Below are 25,317 nucleotides of genomic sequence, written 5' to 3'. Positions count from 1 at the left end.
GCAAGATGACGTATACGGTGTGACACCTGCCCGGTGCCGGAAGGTTAATTGATGGGGTTATCTTCGGAGAAGCTCTTGATCGAAGCCCCGGTAAACGGCGGCCGTAACTATAACGGTCCTAAGGTAGCGAAATTCCTTGTCGGGTAAGTTCCGACCTGCACGAATGGTGTAACCATGGCCACGCTGTCTCCACCCGAGACTCAGTGAAATTGAAATCGCAGTGAAGATGCTGTGTACCCGCGGCTAGACGGAAAGACCCCGTGAACCTTTACTACAGCTTGGCACTGAACATTGAACCTACATGTGTAGGATAGGTGGGAGACTTTGAAGCAGAGACGCTAGTTTTTGTGGAGTCGTCCTTGAAATACCACCCTTGTAGTTTTGATGTTCTAACGTTGGCCCCTGAATCGGGGTTACGGACAGTGCCTGGTGGGTAGTTTGACTGGGGCGGTCTCCTCCCAAAGAGTAACGGAGGAGCACGAAGGTTGGCTAAGTACGGTCGGACATCGTACGGTTAGTGTAATGGTAGAAGCCAGCTTAACTGCGAGACAGACACGTCGAGCAGGTACGAAAGTAGGTCATAGTGATCCGGTGGTTCTGAATGGAAGGGCCATCGCTCAACGGATAAAAGGTACTCCGGGGATAACAGGCTGATACCGCCCAAGAGTTCATATCGACGGCGGTGTTTGGCACCTCGATGTCGGCTCATCACATCCTGGGGCTGAAGTCGGTCCCAAGGGTATGGCTGTTCGCCATTTAAAGTGGTACGCGAGCTGGGTTTAGAACGTCGTGAGACAGTTCGGTCCCTATCTGCCGTGGGCGTTTGAGAATTGAGAGGGGTTGCTCCTAGTACGAGAGGACCGGAGTGAACGAACCGCTGGTGTTCGGGTTGTCATGCCAATGGCATTGCCCGGTAGCTACGTTCGGAACTGATAAGCGCTGAAAGCATCTAAGCGCGAAGCAGGCCTCGAGATGAGTTCTCACTAGACTTTTAAAGTCTCTGAAGGGCCGTTGAAGACTACAACGTTGATAGGCAAGATGTGGAAGTGGTGTGAGCCATTAAGCTAACTTGTACTAATTACCCGTGAGGCTTAACCATACAACGCCAAACGCGTTTTATGTGATAGTGAAACAAGCGAAGAAGTTAATAGACTAAAGTAGATACTTGAAGACTTTATTATCAGAAATTCCAAATTTTAGTTAGTACGTAGCGATACGGACTGACACCAAATTTGCTTGGTGACAATAGCGTTTTGGACCCACCTGACCCCATGCCGAACTCAGTAGTGAAACGAAACAGCGCCGATGATAGTGTAGCATTTGTTATGTGAAAGTAGGACATTACCAGGCTCCAAATAAGAGAAAGCCCGATTCGAAAGAGTCGGGCTTTTTTACGTCTGCAGGAAAGTGAAAGTATTAGCCGTCAGCCGTCAGCTGCACAGCGTTAACCTGACCATCGTAGCGTGGGTTGAGTATCTAGAACCCCATGGGCAAAGTAGCGCACCGACTCTAAATACAAGCAAGCCTGATTCAAAAGAGTCGGGCTTTTTTACGTCTACAGGAAAGTGAAAACACAGGAGCAAGGTGTAGGGAAATAGTTGTGGTATAGGGAATAACTAGTTGGGAAAATTAATATATGGCTTTATGCGAATAAGTTACTAAGCTTGTGCGTAATTTGACTTGTTGCCTAACCAGCGTTGAATGAGAGGGTCTACATACTGAGGATATTGCTTCAACATCTGTTGTGCTATGGGTCTAACTTGATTTAAGGTTTGCTTATCTCTTGTTAAGTCTGCAATTTTAAATTCTGCTAAGCCGGTTTGTTTGGTCCCAAGAACTTCACCTGGGCCGCGTATTTCTAAATCACGTTCTGCGATAACAAATCCGTCGTTACTATCGCGCAGTACTCCTAACCGTTTCTGTGCGGTATGTGAAAGTGGTGCATGGTATAAAAGCACGCAGTGAGATGCCGTAGCTCCACGGCCTACGCGGCCACGTAGTTGGTGAAGCTGTGCTAAACCTAGGCGCTCAGGGTTTTCGATAATAATTAAACTCGCATTAGGCACATCAACCCCAACTTCGATCACGGTTGTTGCCACAAGTACATGAATGTTACCCGCTTTAAAGTCGCTCATAATGGCTTGCTTTTCCGTAGCTTTCATTCGCCCATGGACTAAGCCAATAGCAAGCTCAGGTAATGCTTCTTTTAGCTGTAATGCACTGTCTTCCGCTGCTTGGCATTGTAGTACTTCAGACTCGTCTATTAGTGTACATACCCAGTAAACCTGTCGACCTTGTTCGTTACAGGCAAGTTTTACGCGACTAATAATGTCATCTCGACGAGTATCAGGAATCGCAACTGTAGTGATAGGAGTCCGCCCAGGTGGTAATTCGTCAATCACCGAGGTTTCTAAGTCTGCATAGGCGGTCATTGCGAGCGTACGCGGTATTGGTGTTGCTGTCATTACTAGTTGATGTGGGTAACAATCAGCAAAGCGGCCTTTTTCACGCAGTGATAAACGTTGATGAACCCCAAAGCGGTGTTGCTCATCAATAATGATAAGTACAAGATTGTTAAATTTCACTTCATCTTGAAATAACGCATGGGTACCGATAATCATTTGCGCTTCACCTGAGGCGATCATTGCAAGTGTACTTACGCGCTCTTTACCTTTTGTTTTACCACCTAACCAAGCAACCGTTATTCCAAGGCTTTCAAACCAGCTAGAAAAGTTGATTCCGTGTTGCTCTGACAATATCTCTGTTGGCGCCATTAATGCGACCTGGTAGCCTTTTGCTATCGCAGTTAACGCGCTCAGTGCTGCGACTAGTGTTTTACCAGAGCCAACGTCCCCTTGGACAAGTCGCATCATAGGGTACGCATTTTGTAAATCCGCTTTTATTTCTGATACCACACGGCTTTGTGCATTGGTTGGCGCAAAGGGTAATTGTGCTAAAAATTGTGTTTCTAATGAATTAGTGGGCTCAAGTGCAACGGCTTTAACTTGTTGTCCCTGTTCTCTTACTTTTAATAAACTGAGATTTTGCGCCAGTAATTCTTCAAATACGAGTCGCTGCTGAGCTGGGTGAGTCCCTTGTTCAAGCGCACTTATATCAACATCATTAGGAGGGCGATGCAGTAATAATAACGCATCACTTAACGGTAGTTGCGATGGTTGCCATTGTTGGGGAAGTAGCTCTTCTACTGCATACTTTTGAAGTAATTCTATTGCCTGTTCACTCAACGCCCTAATAGAGAGCTGCTTTAACCCCTCGGTTGTTGAATAGACTGGCGTAAGTGTTGATGATGTTGGTTGTTGTTCAAAAGTGTCGCTAATACTGTATTCAGGATGACTCATTTCAAAGCCAATACGTCCGCGACGTATTTCGCCAAAGCAACGAATTATTTTGCCTGTGCTAAATGCATTTTTTTGTGCTGCGGTAAAATTAAAAAATCGTAGTGTTAACCTACCTGTACCATCATTTATTTGGCAAACCAGCATGCGCCGCTTTCCAAAGGTTATTTGACTGGTTTCAATGGTTGCTTGAACAGTTACGTGGCTATGAGGGGTCAACTCACTAATTGTATAAATACGGGTTCTGTCTTCATACCTAAGCGGCAAATGAAATAGCATGTCCTGTACTGTACTAATACCTAGCTTTAAAAGCCGTTCAGCCATTTTAGGACCAACGCCTTTAAGTTCTGTGATTGGGTATTGGCTTAAGCTAGGTTTAGACAATGTAGGCTCAATTATTATTATTTAGTAAGTTAAGTGTACTGATACACTGTATATGCATCAAGTATGTTTTAACGCCTGCCAAAACTGTTCATCAGCAACAATTTCGCCGTTTTCATCAAGAGCAGGGTAAGGTAGGTTTTTTTGTTTGCATTGCCTTGCAATAATTGGGTGGCAGCCTTCAAAGTACATTGGGTGCTTAATTTCTTCACTCAGCATATTTCTATTGTATAAACCAGCTAGATCACGTTGACGCTGCGCCTCAAATAAAATTAGGGCTGCTGCAACGGATACATTTAACGACTGCACCATGCCTTGCATTGGAATAATGATGTTTTGATCTGCATACTCTAAGGCTTGTGGAGAGATCCCCGTTTTTTCTTGACCGACAATAATTGCAGTCGGTTTAGTGTAATCAATTTCTCTGAAGTCGACAGCATCTTCACTTAAATGCGTAGCTAAAATTTGTACATCAGGATTATGAGCACGCATACTTGCAACGGCATCATCTATGTTTCTGTGAAGATGTGTGTCTAACCAGTTTTTACTACCACCAGAGGTATTATTGGTTAGCCACTTTTGTTTTTCTGGCCACACGGCATGCACATGATGACAACCAACGGCATCAGCCGTTCTAACAATTGCTGATAAGTTATGGTGTTTGTGTACGTCTTCTAAACACACGGTAAGGTCGGTTTGACGACGTGAAAGTACACTTTCGATTCTTTGGTAACGAGTTTGCTGCATTGGAGTCCTCTTTTTCGGCAAATTATACGAGATTTTTCACCTTAAGGCACCACTGTTCGACTAATCGGGTTTTGTAATGAGATCAGGGTTTCGGTTGATTGAATGGCTTCTATTGCCTGTATTTTATTGATTAGTACATCTTGTAGATGATCGATAGAGCGGGTCATTACTTTAATAAAAATACTGTAATTACCAGTGGTGTAATATGCTTCGACCACTTCCTCTAATGATTCTAATTTTATAAGTGTTTGCGGATAATCGCGCGCGTTGTTCAAATTAATACCAATAAAACAACACACATCGTAACCTAATTGCTTTGTATTAATGGTTAGTTGAGTACCTGTGATGATCCCTGCATGTTTCATTTTTTCGATTCGCACATGAATTGTTCCTGCGCTTACACTAAAGCGTTTTGCTAATTCAGCATAAGGTGTACGCGCATTATCCATTAATGCATGCAGAATCTGTTTATCAAGATTATCGATTTGATAATTTTCCATAGATTTAACCGTCTTTAATTATGGTATTAGTTGTTTTTATACCACTTTTTTAATGGTTTTAATATCGTAAAGCTATTTTTATTATGGGATATTGAATTAAATAGTTTAATTGTTACGATAACCTCATTGAAGCGTAATTTGCGCTAAGTAGTAAATACAATAACTGGGAATGAGGCCAATTATTATGAGTTCACATTATGTGCAGCAGCAGCAGCAAATAAGTAAAGTTAAGCAGTTCTTTTCGCAGCAATTAGAACAAAAACTGGGCTTAATTGAAGTTCAAGCGCCTATTTTGGCTAAAGTAGGCGACGGTACACAGGATAACTTAAGTGGGCACGAGAACGCCGTGGCTGTGAATATTAAAGCGATTGCAGATAGCCGTTACGAAGTGGTGCATTCTCTTGCTAAGTGGAAGCGTAAAACCTTGGGTGAATATGGCTTTTCACAAGGTGAGGGAATTTATACGCAAATGAAAGCGTTGCGACCCGATGAAGATTCACTAAGCCCAATCCATTCTGTTTATGTTGATCAATGGGATTGGGAGCAAGTTATTTGTGAAAGTACGCAGCGTTCTTTATCTACTCTCAAGCAAACGGTTGAAACAATTTACCAAGCTATTAAAGCCACTGAACAATATGTTAGTGCAAGCTTTGGCTTAAGAGCATTTTTGCCAGCTAAAATTACTTTTGTACACAGTGAAGAACTGCGTGAAATGTACCCTGACTTTAGCGCTAAGCAGCGTGAGAAAGCGATTGCTCAAGAATATGGTGCTGTGTTTTTAATTGGTATTGGCGGAGCATTAAGTGATGGTAAAATTCATGATGTGAGAGCGCCAGATTACGACGATTGGTCAACACCAACATGTGATCAGTATATGGGATTAAATGGCGATATTTTAGTATGGAATCCAATTCTTGAAGATGCTTTCGAAATATCATCTATGGGAATTCGAGTGAGCCCTGAAGTTTTGCAAGCTCAATTGGGAATTACCGGTGACGAAGACCGTTTAGAGTTTGATTGGCATAAAGCATTGTTAGAAAGTAAATTTCCTCAAACAATTGGTGGTGGTATTGGTCAGTCTCGCTTGGCTATGCTGTTATTACAAAAACAACACATAGGGCAAGTACAGGTAGGTGTGTGGCCAGCGCAAACCTATGACAGTGTAGACGGCTTACTATAAAGAGTAAGGGGCTGTTACTAACAGCCCCTTATAATTAAGTTTTAAACTCAATTTCTATTTTATTGTTTTCTAACTTAACATTACTTGGTGGAAAGTTGCGAGTTGTTTTAAGTAACTTGTTGAATATATGGATTTCCACTCCAGAATGTAAAACGGTATTTACGGTTAAAATGGCTTCATCGAGCATGGTATTTAGTTTTTGCTCTAAACTCGCTATCTGCTTTTCTAGTTGTTCAGCTTGTTGACTATGATGTATCTGAGTTGATCCAATCTTATTCATGAGCTCGCTTTTTTTATCAGCATCTTTAATTAAATCTGCTTTTTCTAATGCAGCTTGTAAGCTATCAACCTGTTCATTTGCAGCTGTTAATTCACTAAAATATTTATCAATATCTTTGGTCATTTGAGTAGCTGAAGCGGCTAAATTAATTGCCATTTTAGCCCCTGATTCGTTACCAATTTCTCCGGCAATTAGTTTAGTGGCATCTAAAATTTCACCTCCAAATAACTTTCCTTTAGGTAGTTCTGATTGACCAATTTGAATTATATTTTTTGCTTTCATTGAGCTGTGGCTGGCTTGGCGGTCAAGCAATATGCTGTTAGCTTCAATGTAGCAATATTGAGAGTGTGAGGCATGCACATCACCTGCGCAAATTATTCTGCAAGACAGTGATTTATCTTCAGGCTTTTGATGGCCAATCACCCCTTGTTTTACAAGTATATCGCCACCGGCGGTTAATTCTCCAGATTCGACTGTACCAAAAACGGTAATGTCACCTGTTGCATTTATCCTCATCCCTGGCTCTACATTTTTACTAACTATTACACTACCTTCAAAGTCGATATGGCCTGTTTTTACAGACACATCGTTAACAGTGAAAATATCGTCAACACGCATTCCGTTATTTATTTCAACAGGCACGCCGGCAATAGTTGAAAGTAATTCCATCGGGTTATTTTTTGATATTTCAGTACCCTCACCTGCAATTAGGGCATGAACTTGCCCTGGTTTGGCTGGTAAAACATCACCTATCACGGTAAATCCTTCTTGACCAGGAGTAGCTGGTTGCTGCTGGATTAGTAATTCACCCGGTTTAACACTTGCTAATTTACCAAAATCACGCATATCAACACTACCGTCTTCTTTTAATTTGGGTGCTTTAAGGCGGTCTTTTAAGGTTTTAACCATGGCTTTAAATTTGCTATCTTGGCCGTCAGTAGGTAAACGTCCCTTAGCAAGTGGCCCGCTAACTACAGAGCCCGGAGGAAGCTCAAATTGCTTTTGTAAAAGCTGCTCTAAAAATGCTTGTTTATAACCTCTAGCAACATGCGCTTTCACTAATTCTTTTTTAGCTTCATCAAAACTGAGTGTTGCGCCACCTTTGGCGAGAGTGAGCGTGCCAGTGGCTAGCATTTTATCATCGCTGATTTCAACGATTAAGGTTGCATCGTGGCGTGTTGCAACGACTAAGATTCGTTCAGTTGTTGCACTACTGAAATAGTTATTTATGGCGTCATGATCGATTTCACACTCGCTGTAAGGCGATTGTTCAATTGCTTCAATGATAAAAGCAGCACTGGTGGGTGCAGATTTACTCGTATCGAGCAATACATTGCCATTATGAGCAAGCTTAAACACAAGTTATCCTTTTCTACTACAAAAGTAAGGTTTAATAAAATAACGTGATTACAGAGTGCTAGAATTTTAGTTTTGAGTCAAGAATTCATCAAAGTGTAGCTATAGAATGGGATAAAAGCTATGAGCGGCGCTCATAGCTTATAGAGGTTAGTTTGTTGAAGGAAGTTCCATAATGCCGTCAATTTCTACTTGTACACCTTTAGGGAGTGCACGAACGCCAATAGCTGCACGCGCAGGGTAAGGCTGTTTAAAATATTGGCTCATAACTTCGTTCACAATGGCAAAGTTTGAAAGATCAGTAAGGTAAATATTAACTTTTACTAGGTCTTGAATAGAACCGCCAGCTTCCTCACAAACCGCACTGATATTTTTAAATACTTGATGTGTTTGCTCACTAAAGTCTTCAGAAATAACGTCCATTGTTTCTGGGACAAGTGGTATTTGCCCTGATAAATAAACAGCTGTACCCACTTTTACTGCTTGGCTATATGTACCAATTGCTGCAGGTGCTTTATCCGTTGATATAAATGCTTTATTCATGATGTTCCTATTTTATTTTTTACGATAGACTTTTTGTACATCGGGCATAACACGTATGCGGCGCATAATATTGGCGACATGAATACGGTTTTTAACTGTGATCCCTAAGTCTATCACGTATAAATTACTTTCTTTTTCATCGGTAGCTATTTCTACAATATTGGCCTGCGTAGTGGCGACCACATTGGTTAATTTAGCCAGCGCACCTTGGTGGTTAATGATTTCTACTCTTAAAGCCGCTATATATTCTTTTTCTGGATTATCATCCCATTTTACGACTAGGTATTTCGAACGATCATTTTCCCAACCACGAATATTTTTACACTCTTGGCGATGAACGGTTAAACCTTTACCTTGGCTAACATGGGCAGTAATAGCGTCTCCAGGTACAGGACGACAACATTTAGAATAATTAACCAACATGCCTTCGGTACCAATAATGGTTGCCTTGGCACGCTTTGCGATATCGTTTAAATCATCATTGTCGTTTTGTAATAAGCGTTTAGCAATCAGCATACTCATTAAGTTACCTGAGCCAATCTCTACTAGCAATTCTAAGGTAGAGGAAAGCTCATGCTCTTCAAGCACTCGGGTAATATTTTCAGCTGGCAGGTTATCAAATTTGTTTTCCCCTAGCGCTGAGTCAAGTAGGCGACGACCAAGTAATAACGCTTCTTCATGCTGTTGACTTTTAAGGTAGTTGCGTACGCCTAAGCGTGCTTTGCCAGTAACAATAAAGTTAAGCCATGTTGCGTTAGGGTGAGCGCCTGAACTGGTAATAATTTCTATTGTTTGCCCTGTATCAATGGCTTTACTTAAAGGATAAGGCTTGCGGTTAACACGTGCACCGACACAAGTATTACCTACATCAGTATGAACGGCATAAGCAAAATCAACCGCTGTTGCACCCATAGGAAGTTCAATAATCCGACCATCTGGGGTAAAGACATAAATTTCTTCTGGGAATAGCTCTGTTTTTACATTCTCTACAAATTCAAACGAGGAACCTGCGCTTTGTTGTAATTCCAATAAGCTTTGCATCCATTGGCGTGCGCGCTGTTGTGCAGTATGACCCGCATTATCACCCGACTTTTTATACATCCAGTGAGCTGCGACCCCTTTATCAGCCATGTGATCCATATCTAAAGTACGAATTTGAATTTCTACTGGAATACCATGCGGGCCAACTAAAGAAGTATGTAATGATTGGTAACCGTTAGTTTTTGGTACAGCAATATAGTCTTTAAAGCGGGTTTCAATTGGCTTATATAAGTTATGAGCTACACCAAGTACGCGATAACAGGTATCCATAGAGTCTACTGCAATACGAAATGCGTAAATATCCATGACTTCGTTAAACAGCAGCTCTTTGTTGAGCATTTTTTTATAAATACTGTATAGATGCTTTTCACGGCCTGATACGGTCGCTTTTATGCCAGATTCTTCAAGGCGAGCTTCAATTTCAGTTTGAATATTTGAAATAACTTCTTTGCGATTACCACGCGCTTTAGCCACTTCCGATTTAAGTGCACGATGACGCATAGGGTACAGTGCTTGAAAACCTAAATCTTCTAGCTCATTTTTTATATCATGAATACCTAAGCGATTAGCAATTGGTGCATAAATCTCAAGGGTTTCACGAGCAATACGGCGGCGTTTATCAGGACGAAGTGCGCCTAATGTGCGCATGTTGTGTGTTCTATCAGCTAGCTTGATTAAAATAACCCGAATATCTTGGGTCATTGCCATAATCATTTTTCGATAGTTCTCAGCTTGGAACTCTTTTTTATCTTTGAAGCTCAATTTATCAAGCTTGCTCACACCCTCTACGAGTTCTGCTACTGTTTCACCAAATATTTCAGCTAAATCTTGTTGGCTAAAATCGGTATCTTCAATCACATCATGCATGAGTGCTGCCATGAGCGTTTCATGGTCAAGATGCATGCTTGCTAATATTTGAGTGACTTCAACGGGGTGAGTAATGTAAGGCTCGCCACTTGAACGAGTTTGACCCTCATGAGCCTCTCGGGCTACCACGTAGGCTTTTTGAACTAGCTCAACATCGTCTGCTGGCAAGTATTTTGAGATTTTCTTTTTAAGACCTTCAAAAAGATACATTCACACTCCAATGTTCTCGTGAAGCAAATAAGTTAGGATAAGTTACGAATATACGATGAAAACAAAGGATTGCCAACGGCTATAGTTGAAAAACTATGCCGTTAGCTAAATCAGACCGGGCGGTTGATTATTGGTTGCCACCAACAATGGCAGCAACAGCAGCTAGTTCTGCCGCTTCTTGATGTTGTTGCTCTTCACGGTCAATAACATCCATTGAAGAATTATCAACTAAACCAAGTTCGATTTCACGTAAAGCAACAACTGTCGGCTTATCGTTCTCAGGATCCACTAGTGGATCTTTACCACCAACAGCAATTTGGCGGGCACGACGGGCCGCAACTAAAATTAAGTCAAAACGATTACCAATTGCATCTACTGCATCTTCAACTGTTACGCGAGCCATCTTAGCACTCCAAAATAATTTAAAAGCAAAGGCGTAGTTTACTGCACGCAGCAAGTTTCGCCAATAGCCAGTGGTTAATTTTTATCTATTTTAAGGCATGAACCGAAAATTAATCGTAATTTAGATTACTTGAGCAGCTCATTAATTAAAGTTTGATGACGTGTTGTTTGTGCTTTTAGCGTTAATCGCTGTGCAATTACTATGGTTTCTAAATCGCATAGAGCAGTATCAAAATCATCATTCACTACAACATAGTCGTATTCGTTGTAATGAGAGGTTTCTGATTGAGCTTGCGCCATTCGACCTGCAATAATTTCAGCAGAGTCTTGGCCGCGATTATTTAAACGTTGCTCTAGTTCTTGTTTTGATGGCGGAAGAATAAAGATAGTTTTTACGTCGTCCATTATTTCTCGAACTTGGCGAGCGCCTTGCCAGTCAATATCTAAAAATACATCAATACCTGCGGCGAGTTGCTCTTCAATCGCTTGCTTAGAAGTACCATAATAGTTATCAAATACTTGTGCCCATTCAAAAAAATCATCTTTGGCAATCAACGCTTTAAACTCATCAACTGATACAAAGTGGTAATGTTCTGCATTATTTTCACCAGGGCGCGGTGCGCGAGTGGTGTGCGATACCGATACTTTCATATCAGCATGCTTTTTAAGTAGTGCATTTATTAAGCTAGATTTACCTGCCCCAGAAGGTGCCGATAAAATGAATAAGTTTCCGCGAGAGTGTGCCATGATTTTTTACCTAAAATGAACAAGCACAGCCGTTAAAAAGGCCTGCCTTAATTTTACTATTGTACTTTATTTAATGAAGCTTACTCAACTGCTGCATACTTAGAGCAAATAGCCCGTGTCTAAGAGCATAGATACAGAGAGTTTGTGAAGGTGATTTTTACTCTCGCATAATGCAAAGACATGTGTTGCAACTTGCATGTTCAAGTGACGTAATTTTTTATTATTATTTAAATTCAATAGGTTAATATTTGGAATGAAGTCTGCATTAGTTAAGTTATGTAACTATAGAGGGCTTACGTATGAAATTAACCCATCTCGGAAAAGTTTGCTGTGTATTGTGGCCTTGCACCGTTTTTAGTCAGCCATTTGAGAATTGTCCAAGCCAGGCTTTTTTAATGCAAGATGCCAAAGCACAGTTATACGGTATAGACTTAGTATCGGCTAAGCCTACGGTGTTAGCCGCGACTTTAACGTTTGCTACTGAGGCAAACAATGAGAGCGTAAATGCCATTGGCTTTAATTATAAAGATCAGTATTTGTATGGCTTTAGTCGCCAAGCACCAAAAAGTGTGGTGCAAATAGACAGTAACTACCAAATGGCTCGCTTAAATATCACAGGGCTGCCAGATACTAACTTTTATGTAGGTGACATTCAGGTAACAGGCGATGCAGCAAACCAGCGCGTTTCATATTATGTTTATACTCCTCGGTTTGGCCTTTACGAAATCGATTTAAACTCAGATCTAACCGCTGAAATTACTGCACAGCTTTTACCTAATAGTGCTAACTGGAATTTAGGAATTTATGATTTTGCCTTTCATCCACAAAGTAATTTACTTTATGCAGTTGAATCAAATGGTGATTTGCATGAAATTAACGTTGCTAATAATACTTCTAAATTTATAACTCAGCTCGATATTGGTGATGATACGGGCGCATTTGGTGCTGCTTACTTTGACATTGACGGTCAGTTTTACTTTAGTAATAACAAAAGCGGAAAAATACATAAGGTTGATTTAAGTATTAGCCCCGTAGTTGACTACACACCAACAGCAAACGTATTTACCTCAGGACCTAAATCTAGTCAAAATGATGGTGCGCGATGCGCTATTGCAGAAGTTGCAGTTACCGATAGTTCTATCGATTTTGGTGATGCTCCTCGTCCATATAACACGAGTCTTGAGCAAAGTGGTGCTCGACACTTATTTGATCCTAGTAGTACTGGCAGTAATCTTATTTACTTGGGTGAAACGGTCGATGGTGAAAACATCAATACGAATGATGATTTAATCAAGAATCCCATAGATGACTCCGATGACGGGGTTAGTTTTGTAACCGCGATTGCTGCAGGGCAAGATAGCCAAATTATTGTTAACGCGTCAGCTGATAGCTTTTTATATGCTTGGTTTGACTGGGATCAAAATGGTGGCTTTAGTGAATCTGAGCGCATGGTAACTAAGTATCCGCTTAACAAAGGCGATAATAGTATTTTAGTTAGCGTACCGAGCAATGTTAAAGCAGGGCAAACATGGGCTCGCTTTCGAGTTACTGATGGCTCTGAGGCATCATTAATTACTGCCACGGGTGGGGTGCTAGGTGGCGAAGTGGAAGATTATCCAATAACCACATTTGCTAGCGCTGTTTATCCTGGTGAAAACGATTGGGTAACGCTTGCCTATGAAGATAAATGGCCGTTTTCAGGCGATTACGACTTTAATGATGTGGTTGTAAATTATCGTACTACGCAGCTGATTGAAGGAAGTAATGTGGTTGGCTATAAAATTGATGGTCAACTTGTTGGAGTGGGCGCAACTTATCACAATGGTTTTGCTGTAAGACTTACAGAAACTACTACTAGCACAACCAATACTATTTTAAGCAGTGAAATTGATGAGCAAAATATCATTTACACTATCAATGGAGAGCCGCAACTAGGCTCGCCATTAGAAGCAAACCGTGATCAGGCAATTTTGATTTTTATGCAAGATACTTGGCAACATATTACGAAGCAAGCTGGCTGCGATTACTTTAGAACCGAAAGCAATTGTGACGTAAACAGTAAAGTAACGTTTAGTATGACTATTCCATTAAAAGCAGCTAAAGCGCTAGCGAATGCACCTGGTACGCTACTCGACCCGTTCATTTTTGGTGCCGAAGGATTTTATCATGGTGACTTTTTAGTTGGTAAAAATGCAAGAAGCTGGGAAGTTCATCTAAAAAACCAAGCGCCAACAGAGGCTTTCGATAGTAGTTTATTCGCTGTTAATGGTGCAGATGATGCCACTCAGCAAGCCTCTGAGTTATTTTTTCAAACTGAAAATGGCCTTCCATGGGCGATTGAAGTCGGTATGCAGTGGCTACATCCACTTGAAGGGGTAGACATCACCAACGCTTATGATCGTTTTGCTAATTTTGCGCAGTCGTCAGGTCAGCAAGCGCCGCAGTGGTTCAACAGTTACAACGCACCGAGTGTGGTTGTTAAAGGAGAATAGTAATGAATAAATTAACCGTTATCTTATGCTCATTATCACTGTTAACAGCCTGCGGGGGCGGAGGCGATGAAAGTGCAGCACCTGCCCCGACTAATATAGCTCCACCAGTTGCTGATCCAGTAACAGCCGAGCCCCAAGGAATGGCAAACTTAGTTATCAATAATGACTTTAACTTATCAACAAAATTTAATTTAGCTATTGATGTAGCGCTTTCTAGAGGTGATGAAAGAGCGTATCTGAATATTTGTCAGAAAAAATCGAATGCAGAGCGAGCAGATTACAATAATTGCTTATTTAGAGCCCCTTTAACGCAAGGGGCACTCACAACTACCCTTGCGATGAGCAGACAAGATATAGAGCTAGTAGCGGAAATTTGGTTTTACGATACCAGCACCCAACCACTTGCTTTTACTTGGCAGTTTGATGCTCAAACACAAAACCAACTGTTTGAGATTAGATAACATCAGCTTATGTCGAATTCTGGTTAAGTTTTATCGGCTTAATTGATAAAACTCAAAGTTAAGATAAAGAATATACTCAGGTATATTCTTTTTTATTGTTAAAAGGGGCGTTCATGTTCAAGGTTATTTCGAGTAGGCGGTGTAATTCAAAAAGAGGTTATAGCATTGCTGTCATTACAGTAATTGCATTTATGCTAATTGTTGCCGCATTTAATCCGTGGCAATTTTATTACGCTGATTTATTAATATCCTTTCGGTTTCCTTTGTTAGCTGCTGCGTTGTTTTTTGCATTGTTACTGCTTGCGCTAAAAAAACTATGGCTAGGGGGAGTGATTGCGATTATTTGTATTATCAATTTAAGTTCACTGGTGCCGCTGCATTCATTAGAAGTCGTTCCCTCGAAGGCTGCGATAACAGTTAAGCAAATTAATCTAAATTACAATAATCCCTATGTAGACATGCATCTAAAAAACTTACAAAACCTGCAATGGGATGTGCTTGTTTTGCAAGAGTTTAGCGATTTAAACCGGCATTTACTCACGCCTTTTTTAAATAAAGCCAGTTTGTTTGGTTATCGCGAAGTCGAAGGGATCCCTTACGGGATTGTAGTTATTTCGCGTTTACCGATTATACACAGACAGCAAGTTAAATTAGATGGCGACCGATTAGGTTATATAAAGCTTAAGCTATTATTAGATAAGCACCCAATTACCGCTTTTATTGCCCACCCACCTTCACCTAGAACTGCTACTCATTGGCATAATCGTAATCGATTATTATCAGTAATTAACGAGGCGAGTACAAAAGAGATAGATCCTTGGTTTATTGCGGGAGATCTAAATATTGTTCCCTGGTCTGGCTATTTTAATTGGTCTAATGCCCAAAGTTGTTATGCAGCTGCAAATGCATATACCAGCTTTGCACCTACTGCAATAGAGCACACTTTAATGACGGGCTTGCCAATTGACCATTGTATTTTTAATCAAGAGTTTAATTTATCTTCTTTGGAAGTGAGTGAGTTTAAAGGAAGCGATCATAAAATATTAAGTTATACATTAAACTTAAAAAGTTAGATGAAGTATTTATTTTAGGCTAATACACAACAAGTAGCTTAAACGCTACTTGTTGTGTATTAGCAAAGTAATTATGGTGCAGTAGTAAATGTGGTTTTTAAATCATGTAATAAATGGCGTAAATTACGTTTATGCGGGAATAGCGTAAACGCGGCTGTTGTAATTGATAACGCTTTGAACTTTGAGCCTATTTCTCGATAATATTCACCGTAACATTCTAATATACGTGCTTGTGCTTTTATTTGTGCAATCATTCCAGCATCTCTTTTGCAGCGTGAAACAATTTCTTTCATCGCATTGAGCCTGTTTTTACGATTTGCGGTAATAGAGCCCGCTCTCATCAAGTAATCCATGGCTACGCGCGGCGAAAAAGCTACATCACCAATTCTTGCAAGCTTTAACCAGCAATCCCAATCACTTGCGCTGTTTAATATGTTATCAAATCGGCCGATATAATTAATGGCTGAACGTTTAACCATAACCGAAGAGGTACCAATCACATTGGCAAAAATAAGTAAGTCTATTGGCGATTTTAAGTTTTGGTATCCCATATCTTTCTTATCAACAAATTTTGAAAACTCAGGCCAAAAAGAAAAGCAATCCACAATAGGCTCATAATCTTCATTTACATGCATATAGTTAGTAAAGCTTAAAACACATTCGGGGTTTTCTTTCATATAACCTAATTGCTCATACAACTTATCATCACTCCAATAGTCGTCGGCATCTAAGAATGCAATATAGTCCCCTTTAGAAGCTGCAATAGCGCGGTTGCGTACATTAACTACACCGGTATTTTCTTGTTCTAAAATAACCAGCTGTGGAAATGTGTTCTGCGCTTTTCTCAACCAATCAACACTGCCATCGGTTGAGCCATCGTCTACAACGATAATTTCTAGACTGACATTTTTTTGAGCAATAACACTACTCAGTGCCTTTGCTAAATACTGTTTGCAATTGTAGTTTGGGATAATAACGCTTATTTCTATATTCATGAGCTGCACCCTGGCTTCTATTAATTAACTAGGTAAGTACTACGCAAGTTAAGCGCCAAGTATTTTTATAGCTTTGTGGGGTGTTTTTTGTCTAATGCTTTGCATTTTGCAATATATGTTCGCAAATTGACTTAAATCTTACCACTTTCAGTGCTTTTTAACCGGGCACAGTTCTTGCGAAATAACCATTAGAATCTTTTGGAGTATTTAGCATGAAACATATAGGTATTGTTGTACCAAGCTTCCATATCCCGTCGGAAACTTTTGTGGTCACAGAAATAAATGCACTTGTTAAAGCAGGGCATAAAGTAAGTGTTATTACCTTTGAAAATTTAAATACCAGTGCCAACCTTGATAGCAGTGTAAATGTAATTATTATTAAAAAGTCTTTTGGTGCTGCTGCTAAATTTGCAACTTTGAAACCGTTAGCAGCACTTAATGCTACCAAAATTGCTTTTCGCTTTACCTCAATCTCAGCCATGTCGCTTCTAGGGTATGGGTTAAACATCGCAGAAATAATTAAGCGGCACGGTATCTCCCATATACATTGTCACTTTATGCATGCACCGCTGGCATATTCGATTGTTGCTAGCAAAATTGCGGGTATCAGTGTCTCTTCAATCGGCCATGGTCATGATGTGTATGTAAACGATACCGATCTAAAACTTAAACTTTCGTTATGTGATTTCTCGGTTGCTGTGTGTAAAGACATGGCTCAAAAGCTAAGTAATTATAAGGTAGGAAAAGTTGAGCTATTGCATTGCGGTGTTGATTTAAGCTTATTTAGCTGCACTCCAAATCGACTTAATGAGTCAGTTAAACTGTTATTTATTGGACGCTTAGTTGAAAAAAAAGGACTGCAATTTCTATTACCCGCTATAAAAAAATTAAGTAAAAAATACGCAATATGCTTAGACATCGTTGGCGAAGGCCCATTAATGAATGATTTAAAATTTTTGTGTGAAGAGCTTGGGCTTGATAAAGATGTTCGCTTTTTGGGGCGTCGTACGCCTCTTTGGTTATCAAAAAATACCAGTAATTACTCGGCACTGGTTGCGCCATTTTGTGTATCTAGTAATGGTGACAGAGACACTGGGCCAGTAGTTCTTAAAGAAGCTATGGCAAGTGGTATTCCTGTGCTAACAACTAAGCTTATGGGGGCAAAAGAAATTGTAAATGATTCTGTTGGCTTTAAGTGTGAGCCTTCAAGCATTATTGGTTTAGAGACTATTTTAACTCAATTTTGTGAGCTTAATCCGTATGAACGATATGCCAAAGGTATCAATGCTAAGCGGTTGGTTGCAAATAAATTTAATGCCAGCTCACAAGCTAAAAAGCTGTCATCTTGGGTGCAAAACTCTTAAGGAATGAAGATGAACGGACTGAAGCAAATAGCCTATTTTGGATTATCAACATTATTGCTCAAAGGGCTTGGCTTTGCTTTACTCCCTATATCGACTCGTCTTTTAAGCCCTGCACAGTTTGGTGAACTTAATTTTTTAGTCTCTATTTCAGCCGTAATGTCTTTGTTGTTGTGCCTAGGCTTACCTGAACTGCTTTTTAAACAGCAAATGAAAAGCGTTGTTTGTAAGCAGGCTTTATTTAGGGATGCGTTGATTTTATGTAGTATGTTAAGCACTGCATTTGTAATTGCTGTTGTATTGTTTGCTGACCTATTGCTGAATTTATTACCTATCTTTGTTAACCAGATAGATCTGCAACTATTAGCCGTTAACTTGGCATTTTCGTCGGTATTGTCGATTGTATTTTGTTTTTTTAGGTATTACGAAATGGCTAAGCAGTTTTGCTATTTAGCTGTTTTACAAGGGGTAGGGCAAACTCTACTCACCATCGTCTTGCTATATCTAGGCTTTGGTGTAACCGGCGTTATGCTATCTGGTGTGGTAGCGAGTTTTATTGTACTGATATTGTCACTGTGGCAAATAGCACGCACGATTAATATTAGTTTTAAATGTATCGCATGGAATATTACGCCTAAGAATACGCTGTTTTTGTTAAGCATTATTATCTCTTCGCTCTTTGTGTACGCTAATAATGGCGCAGAAAACTGGTATATTGCAGCCAGTGTGGGCAAAGAAAAGCTCGCTCAATATTATGTCGCTCTGCAATTTGCAGTCATGACCTCGTTCACATTTGAGCCAATCAGAATGTGGTGGTTTTCACGCCGTTTTGACGAGTTAACCTCAAGCCGCAGTCACTATGTGTTTTTATGTGAATTAAGCCTCGAAATTGCGATTGCCCTTTGCAGCATCATGCTACTTGTAGCCCCGCACTTATTCACTCTCGTTTTACCACAAGGTTATTTACTTAATACGTGGCTATTACCCAGTTTAATACTCATTGTTGTGCTGAGGCACCATAGCGATTTACTTAATATTGGTTGTTATATTCATTATAACGGTTTGTTTGTGACTATTATTAATGCAGTGAGTGCTACAAGCGTATTAATTGCATTAAGTTTTTTAGTGCCAAAATGGGGAATATTAGGTGCGGTTGTATCGCTTGCGTTGGCGCAAATTTTAAAAACGCTACTGTTTGTAGCTATTAGTCAAAAGCTAGAGCATTTAGCATTTAAAGTACACAGTCTGCTCCCTAGCTGGCTGTGCTTTATTCTTGTGTTTTCGTTAAGTGTGACGCAAGTGTCTTACTACATTGTAGGACAGGTTGCTGTGTTGATATGTTTGTTTGCGGTGTTATTTAAAAAGTATAAACACCACATCACGGGAATATTGCAACGGCTTTTAGCAAGGAAGGCGCATGGTTAACTGGTATAAAGAGCATTACTTATTAATAAATGGCTTAGTGATAACGGCGCTTATTTTAAGCTTATATTCGTTATTTGGGCCCATAGCTGCTTTTGCCTTATTGTTGTTGCCATTTGCTGGTGTATTAGCCGTGCGTGTTAGTACTGTGTTTATCATCTTATTTATTTTATTTAGTTATTTTAGGATTCATGAGGCATTTGTGTTTTTAATGCCGCTTAAAATCCCTAAATTATTAGCGCTAGCCTCTTTACTGGCCATTTTCTGGCATTTATTTATTTCCAAAACATTAAAACCGCATTGGAGCTCAACCCATCTTATTTTTGTCATTTGGTTTGTGTGGCTTACCGTGTGTGTGTTTTCGGCTTCAAACCGTGGCGTTGCTATTGAGTATTGGTCTGGGGTGTTGGTTAAAGTTTTTATTATGGTGTTTGTGATCAGCTGGTGGTTAACGCGATTTTCTCACTTTAGTTACGTAAGACTAGGAATTATGATTTCTGGTGTGGCCATTGCGCTGGTGGCACTGAATAACAAAATTAATGGTGTGGGGCTAGTTGAGGGCACCCGAGTCACTATTTCTCGAGAGTATCGTTCACAACTGGGCGATCCTAATGATTTATCTTTAGTGCTGATGTTTCCTGTGTCTTTTTTAGCTGCTGAATTATTTAATACATACAACAATCCATATCGACGATTATTTGCAGGCGTTGGTTTAATTTTGGCTATTTCAGGAGTGATAGCTACGCAAAGCCGAGGCGGCCTATTAGGTATTGCTGCTATTTTGAGTTTCTTTTTATATCAAAAGGTAAAAAATCCAGTGGTTGTGGCTGCATGTGGGGCAGTTGCCATGCTTGCCATGATGGTCTTTGCGGGGATTTCAGATAGGCAAAGTGGTGGTGCTGCTGAAAGTGGAGTTGACGAGTCTGCTATGGGTCGAATATATGCTTGGCAAGCTGCAATAAACATGGCGCTTGCTAACCCTCTAACAGGAGTTGGGGTAAATAACTTCTTCGTAAACTATTACTTTTATAGCCCGCACTGGGATGGCAAGAACCATGCAGTGCATAGTACGTGGTTTCAGGTGCTTGGTGAAACAGGCTTTGTTGGTATATGTATTTTTTTACTGGTTATCGCCAGTATTTATCGCAGCTTGTCTCGAGTATTTTGCATTAATAAGCTTAACTTTAATCCTGAAGTGACAGTGAATGCTAATGCGCTAAAAGCCGGTTTAATTGGTTTTATGGTTGCAGGTACGTTTTTAACTCAAGCTTTTACGTGGCCTTTGTACATCATTTTGTCGCTGACCATTGCCCTAGAAAAGCTGACTATCGATAGTAATAAGGATTCGTCTTATGGTGACCCAACTAAAGTATTGGCTAAAAAATAGTAACAGCCCCTCGGCAAAACGTTTGTTTAAATTTGCAAAGTCGCTGCGTAATCCACAGCTACCCGTTATTCCTCTACTACACAGTGGGCTTTATCATCTGCACCACTTTATAAAGCAGTTTGTTCATGAACTGCTGAGAATATTTTATTACACCCCATTATTTAAAAGCCAAATTCAAGGCAGTAAAAAACGTTTATATTTATATTCGGGTATGCCTCAGGTAATTGGTAAATTAAGGGTTGAATGTAAAAACGATGTCAGGATCTCGGGGATCAGCACTTTGTGTGGCCGTGTAAGTAATGAGCGTGAGCCTCTATTAAGTATTGGTAATAATGTTGATATTGGCTGGCAAAATGCGTTTTCGGTAGGACGAAAAATTGTACTTGAAGATGATGTAAGACTTGCGGGACGTGTTTTTTTAGCAGGCTTTCCTGGTCACCCAATTGATTGTGAACGTCGTGCGAACGGCCAAAGTGATGACGAGAGTCAAATTGGCGATATTATTATTAAGCGTGGAGCATGGATTGGGACCGGTGTTACGGTACTTGCTGGAGTAACCATAGGTAAAGGAGCCATTATAGGGGCGGGCAGTGTGGTAACCAAAGATATTCCCGATTTTACTATTGCGGCAGGTAATCCGGCTAGAGTAGTTAAAAATATAGTGGAGTGAACGAATGAAATTTATTGTTTTTGCAGAAGATTGGGGGAGCCACCCTAGTAGTACTCAGCATTTATTTTCAGAGCTTGCAAAAAGACAGCAAGTGAATTGGGTTAATTCTGTAGGAATGCGTAAACCTAGCGTAAAGCTGCACGATATAAAACGTATTTTTAATAAATTTAAGCAGCTATTTCAACCCTCTAATAATAGTAAAATAGCCACGCCTAAAAATATGACGGTATATAAACTGCCTATTTTACCATGGCATGATAATCGCTTAGTGCGCTGTTATAACCGTTGGGTTTTCTCTCGTCATATTGGTGCTCATAAAACCAGTGAACCTATTGTATATTGGTTAAGTGTGCCAACGGCATGCTATCTGTTTGATAAAAGAGCTGCCGACTCGTTAATTTATTATTGTGGTGACGATTTTAGTGCGCTGGCTGGGGTTGATCCTGTGCTGATTGCGCCTTTTGAGCAGCAGCTGATTAAAAACGCAGATCTTATTTATGTGATCAGCGAGTTATTAAAAACTAAAATGCCTGCTAAAAAAACTAAGTTACTAACACATGGCGTGAGTTTTGATTTATTTACGAGTAATGTCGACAAAGCCGCAGAAATCAGCGCTATTAAAACCCCCATTATTGGCTTTTATGGCAGTATCAATACCTGGCTAGATATCCCTTTATTAATGGCGTTGGCTACTGCTAGGCCGCAATATCAATTGGTATTAGTTGGCGATATTACCACTCCCATTTCAGGGTTGTTGCAGTTTGAAAATGTAACGCATATTAGTGCGGTTGAGCATAAACGGTTGGTATCTTTCTCGGCTCATTGGGATGTATCTATTTTACCATTTGTTGATAATGAGCAAATTAGGGCTTGCGACCCGCTTAAATTAAAAGAATATTTAGCGGTAGGCAAACCGATAGTCGCAACCGATTTCGCGGCAGTGAATCATTATCACTCGCAAATTTTTATCGCTCAGTCACAGAATAACTTTATTGAAAAAATTGATCAGGCGTTGTCACTCAGTCAAGCAAAATTAAGTTTATTGCATGCAGTCCAAAAAAACATAGCGAAAGAGCATAGCTGGCCGGTAAAAGCACTCACTGTGATCAACGATCTACAAATATTAAATAATCCCTCCGATTAAACCATAACTATAATATTGGCGCGCCCTGTGCAACTACTCCATTAAAGAAGGCTATTTACGCTGTAAATTTTTATTTTGCAAATAGCCGCAAAGTTTCGCATAGCAATATGCAAATCAATGGGTAGCGAATATGTTAGTCAGAGAGCAAATAAAAAGATTACTTTATTTAGCTTTGTACGCTGTTTACACCAGGGCAAAGTTATTTGTTTTGCCGTTGCTGATTGTACCCGTAGTAGTGATTGTACTCGCGGCAACGTCACAAAAACAATATACAAACCACGCCACTATTCTTATAGAAGAATCGGCGCTGCTTAATCCCTATTTAGATGATTTGTCGTTCTCGTTTGATTTATCAAATAGGATGGCAGCTTTGCGCACCTTAGTGATCAGCCGCAAAGTTCTGATTGCCGTGGCAAAAGAAACCAATTTAGTACCAAAGGATGCATCCCCCGCCAAAATAGAAAAAATACATCAAGAGCTTTCACAGGCGCTTTCCTTATCATTGGTGGGAGACGAGCTAGTTCGGGTTAACTTTATTTGGCATGACCAAACCCAAATGAAGGCGGTGCTAGAAAAAGTGGTAGAGAAATTTATAGAAAGTTTATTAGCCCCAACGAAAGCATCACTGGATACCTCTGAGCAATTTTTTTATCAGCAACTGGTAAGTTTAAGAGAAGAGTTGGAGATTTCTGAGGCTTCATTGGCAAGCTTTAAAGCAAAAAACAGTAATACCTTACCCGCTGTTTTACACAGTAATAGGCAAACTTTCGATAAGTTATTAAGTGATCAACAACAAAAGTCCATTGTGCTCTCAGGCGCTAATGCCAAGCTTGAGGCACTTACTACAAAAATGGGTCAAGCAAACCCGATTCTCGGTCGTATAGAAGAGAAAATAATTACTGCAGAATCAGAGCTCAGTTTTTTAAAAACCCGCTATACCGATAAACACAGCAAAGTGGTTTCAAAAAAGCGCGAACTACTCAGCATTAGAGCGCGGCAACAAGCGTTAATTGAAAGTGGTAAAGGCCTTGATGCCACTAATATTGATCAGCTTTGGCAAATGGCTAATACCTTACCCAGTGGAAATGACAATGAAAGTAATGTGTTGGTGTCACAAATACTCGCTCTAGAAGAAGCTAAAAATAATGTTCTGCAGCATCAGCAAGAATACGACATGTTAGAAAAACAAGTCAATTCAGTAAGTGATCGCTTATTAGTAACCAGTGATATAGAAAAACAACTTAGAAAGCTCGAGCGTGACTACGATGTTAAACAGTCATTATACAAAGACATGTTAGGGCGTTACGAAATGGCAAAAGTGACAGGCAAGCTGGTTAAGTATGAAGGCCCTGACAAAGTTAAAACCATTGAGCGAGCTTATAGTCCTACTCAACCAATTAATACTTCACTCGTGGTGGCAATTATTATGGGTATTGTTTTAGGCATATTTACCAGTGTCACCTGTGTGTTTGTTGCTACCTTATTCGACAGTCATTTAAAAGATATTCAAACCATTGAAAAACTATCGTCACTAGACGTGGTTACCATTTTACCCATTGTTGGTCACAGCACTATACATGCTGGGGTTAGTCCATCAATGCACTTCCTTAGCGAGGGAAATTAACATGAACGTTTTACATTTAGTTCAACACTTTAAAATAGGTGGGCTGGAAAAAATGGCCGTGACTTTAATGCAAAAAAGTCGATTTGCAGACACTAGTATTATTGTTTCTTTGGAAGGGACAGAACGGGACGCAATAAATGAATGGCCAGCACTGTCAGCCTTTGAGCAAAAACTTATAAGCTTAAACAAAGCCCCTAAATTTGAACTAAGTGTAATTAAAAAGCTTAGTGAAATAATTAAAAAACATAATATTACAGTGATTCATAGCCATCACATTGGCCCAATGCTTTACGCTAGCCTCACCTGTTTAGTTAACCCGAGTGTTAAACACGTATCGACAATTCATGATGCGTGGTATTTAAAAAATTTTAAACAGCGAGTGATCACAAAGGTATTGAATAAGCTAACTAAAATCCATTGGGTGGCTGATGCAAACGTGGTCGCTAATGAGTTTTATAACGAAACTGCTATTAAAGCTGATAGTACTATTCTTAACGGCATTGATTTTCAGCAGTTTATAGATACAGATGACGCTACTGCACGGATTAAGCTTAACTTACCGCACGACAAAAAACTTATTGGCTGTTCTGCGCGTTTAGAGCCAGGTAAGGGTCATTTAGATTTAATTAAATTACTGCCCGCGCTACCCAAAGAGATTGAACTCGTATTTGCTGGTAATGGCAGTTTACGTTTTTCATTAATGAGTGCTGCAGTGTCACTAGGTGTGGTAGAGCGAGTACATTTTTTAGGAAATGTGCAGCATATGGAATTATTTTATTCTGCCATTAATGTGATGTGCTTGTACTCGCAACGAGAGGGCTTACCTCTATCTATTTTAGAGTCGATGGCATGTGGCAAAGTAATAGTGGCAACTGATGTCGGTGGCATTAGCGAAGTGGTCAGTAATGAGCAGGGTATTTTAGTAAAGCCTAATGATTCTTTTGGCTTAAAACTTGCCCTATTGAAAGCATTGGAAATGAAGCACGGGCAATGCATTCGAGAGTATATTCTCTCAATTGCGGATGCAAACACAATGAGTGAAGCCTATGACCATTTTTATAATGGTTTAGCTTCATAA

20 protein-coding genes and 2 rRNA genes (1 of these 22 only partly in view) are annotated in these 25,317 nt (G+C 40.1%); 13 read left to right on the top strand and 9 right to left on the bottom strand.

Going from position 1 to position 25,317, the window contains the following annotated elements; translation table 11 throughout:
• Both PUND_RS13900 and rrf read left to right on the top strand, forming a co-directional pair.
• Positions 1–1,099, top strand: a 23S ribosomal RNA gene (locus PUND_RS13900) (it extends 1,786 nt beyond the left edge of the window).
• A gap of 136 nt (positions 1,100–1,235) precedes the next feature.
• A 5S ribosomal RNA gene (rrf, locus tag PUND_RS13895) occupies positions 1,236–1,350 on the top strand.
• 308 nt (positions 1,351–1,658) lie between these two features.
• Here rrf and recG read toward each other — a convergent pair.
• The 3 genes from recG to asnC are packed head-to-tail and all read right to left on the bottom strand — an operon-like array spanning position 1,659 to position 4,984.
• Positions 1,659–3,740, bottom strand: a complete 2,082-nt coding sequence (gene recG, locus PUND_RS13890; RefSeq protein ID WP_010392979.1) for an ATP-dependent DNA helicase RecG — start codon at positions 3,738–3,740, stop codon at positions 1,659–1,661.
• Positions 3,741–3,797: 57 nt separating this feature from the next.
• Positions 3,798–4,484 carry a tRNA (guanosine(18)-2'-O)-methyltransferase TrmH gene (gene trmH / locus PUND_RS13885; RefSeq protein ID WP_010392977.1) on the bottom strand — a complete coding sequence of 229 codons (687 nt, stop codon included), beginning with the start codon at positions 4,482–4,484 and terminating at the stop codon, positions 3,798–3,800.
• A gap of 41 nt (positions 4,485–4,525) precedes the next feature.
• A complete protein-coding gene (asnC, locus tag PUND_RS13880) occupies positions 4,526–4,984 on the bottom strand; it encodes a transcriptional regulator AsnC (RefSeq protein ID WP_008108204.1) in 459 nt (152 codons plus the stop codon).
• A 184-nt stretch (positions 4,985–5,168) separates the two neighbouring features.
• On the opposite strand from asnC, the gene asnA reads away from it, so the two are divergent.
• Positions 5,169–6,164 (top strand): aspartate--ammonia ligase, encoded by a 996-nt coding sequence (gene asnA, locus PUND_RS13875; protein ID WP_010392975.1) that lies wholly within the window; start codon positions 5,169–5,171, stop codon positions 6,162–6,164.
• Between the two features lie 34 nt (positions 6,165–6,198).
• Here the strand turns inward: asnA and PUND_RS13870 are convergent, their stop codons facing one another.
• The 5 genes from PUND_RS13870 to gmk form a co-directional block, all read right to left on the bottom strand.
• Entirely contained in the window at positions 6,199–7,803 is a 1,605-nt protein-coding gene (locus PUND_RS13870; RefSeq protein ID WP_010392972.1) for a DUF342 domain-containing protein, read from the bottom strand.
• 147 nt (positions 7,804–7,950) lie between these two features.
• Positions 7,951–8,343, bottom strand: coding sequence for a RidA family protein (locus tag PUND_RS13865; protein ID WP_010392969.1), 393 nt, complete (start codon positions 8,341–8,343; stop codon positions 7,951–7,953).
• Between the two features lie 12 nt (positions 8,344–8,355).
• Complete coding sequence (gene spoT / locus PUND_RS13860) at positions 8,356–10,461, bottom strand: bifunctional GTP diphosphokinase/guanosine-3',5'-bis pyrophosphate 3'-pyrophosphohydrolase (RefSeq protein WP_010392967.1); 2,106 nt, start codon at positions 10,459–10,461, stop codon at positions 8,356–8,358.
• Between the two features lie 127 nt (positions 10,462–10,588).
• Positions 10,589–10,864 carry a DNA-directed RNA polymerase subunit omega gene (gene rpoZ / locus PUND_RS13855; RefSeq protein ID WP_008108220.1) on the bottom strand — a complete coding sequence of 92 codons (276 nt, stop codon included), beginning with the start codon at positions 10,862–10,864 and terminating at the stop codon, positions 10,589–10,591.
• Between the two features lie 125 nt (positions 10,865–10,989).
• The gene (gmk, locus tag PUND_RS13850; RefSeq protein ID WP_010392962.1) at positions 10,990–11,610 is read right to left on the bottom strand and encodes a guanylate kinase; all 621 of its coding nucleotides are present in this window, start codon (positions 11,608–11,610) and stop codon (positions 10,990–10,992) included.
• Between the two features lie 299 nt (positions 11,611–11,909).
• Between gmk and PUND_RS13845 the strand changes: the two genes are divergently transcribed.
• From PUND_RS13845 to PUND_RS13835, 3 genes are all read left to right on the top strand, one after another.
• Positions 11,910–14,102 carry an LruC domain-containing protein gene (locus tag PUND_RS13845; RefSeq protein ID WP_041709619.1) on the top strand — a complete coding sequence of 731 codons (2,193 nt, stop codon included), beginning with the start codon at positions 11,910–11,912 and terminating at the stop codon, positions 14,100–14,102.
• Positions 14,103–14,104: 2 nt separating this feature from the next.
• Positions 14,105–14,563 (top strand): hypothetical protein, encoded by a 459-nt coding sequence (locus tag PUND_RS13840; protein ID WP_010392957.1) that lies wholly within the window; start codon positions 14,105–14,107, stop codon positions 14,561–14,563.
• Between the two features lie 113 nt (positions 14,564–14,676).
• On the top strand, positions 14,677–15,636 hold the full coding sequence (locus PUND_RS13835) for an endonuclease/exonuclease/phosphatase family protein (RefSeq protein ID WP_240539511.1): 960 nt from the start codon (positions 14,677–14,679) through the stop codon (positions 15,634–15,636).
• Positions 15,637–15,707: 71 nt separating this feature from the next.
• On the opposite strand, the gene PUND_RS13830 is transcribed toward PUND_RS13835, so the two are convergent.
• Positions 15,708–16,631 carry a glycosyltransferase family 2 protein gene (locus tag PUND_RS13830; protein WP_010392951.1) on the bottom strand — a complete coding sequence of 308 codons (924 nt, stop codon included), beginning with the start codon at positions 16,629–16,631 and terminating at the stop codon, positions 15,708–15,710.
• Between the two features lie 212 nt (positions 16,632–16,843).
• Here PUND_RS13830 and PUND_RS13825 point away from each other — a divergent pair, with 212 nt between their 5' ends.
• The 7 genes from PUND_RS13825 to PUND_RS13795 all read left to right on the top strand — a co-directional run bounded on the left by PUND_RS13825 (position 16,844) and on the right by PUND_RS13795 (position 25,317).
• Positions 16,844–17,995, top strand: coding sequence for a glycosyltransferase (locus tag PUND_RS13825; RefSeq protein ID WP_010392950.1), 1,152 nt, complete (start codon positions 16,844–16,846; stop codon positions 17,993–17,995).
• 9 nt (positions 17,996–18,004) lie between these two features.
• The gene (locus PUND_RS13820; RefSeq protein ID WP_010392948.1) at positions 18,005–19,417 is read left to right on the top strand and encodes a lipopolysaccharide biosynthesis protein; all 1,413 of its coding nucleotides are present in this window, start codon (positions 18,005–18,007) and stop codon (positions 19,415–19,417) included.
• A complete protein-coding gene (locus tag PUND_RS13815) occupies positions 19,410–20,801 on the top strand; it encodes an O-antigen ligase family protein (RefSeq protein WP_010392945.1) in 1,392 nt (463 codons plus the stop codon). The genes PUND_RS13820 and PUND_RS13815 overlap by 8 nt, the downstream gene beginning before the upstream one ends.
• Positions 20,767–21,471: an acyltransferase gene (locus PUND_RS13810; RefSeq protein ID WP_010392943.1), complete on the top strand. Its 705-nt coding sequence runs from the start codon at positions 20,767–20,769 to the stop codon at positions 21,469–21,471. The genes PUND_RS13815 and PUND_RS13810 overlap by 35 nt, the downstream gene beginning before the upstream one ends.
• A 4-nt stretch (positions 21,472–21,475) precedes the next feature.
• A complete protein-coding gene (locus PUND_RS13805) occupies positions 21,476–22,615 on the top strand; it encodes a glycosyltransferase (protein ID WP_010392941.1) in 1,140 nt (379 codons plus the stop codon).
• A gap of 130 nt (positions 22,616–22,745) precedes the next feature.
• On the top strand, positions 22,746–24,239 hold the full coding sequence (locus PUND_RS13800; protein WP_010392938.1) for a GumC family protein: 1,494 nt from the start codon (positions 22,746–22,748) through the stop codon (positions 24,237–24,239).
• 1 nt (position 24,240) lies between these two features.
• Positions 24,241–25,317, top strand: coding sequence for a glycosyltransferase (locus PUND_RS13795; protein ID WP_010392934.1), 1,077 nt, complete (start codon positions 24,241–24,243; stop codon positions 25,315–25,317).

The organism is Pseudoalteromonas undina, from assembly GCF_000238275.3.
Classification (GTDB): Bacteria; Pseudomonadota; Gammaproteobacteria; order Enterobacterales; family Alteromonadaceae; genus Pseudoalteromonas; species Pseudoalteromonas undina.
Note: the sequence above shows the minus strand (reverse complement) of the source record. Positions and strands in the feature narration are given on the sequence as shown.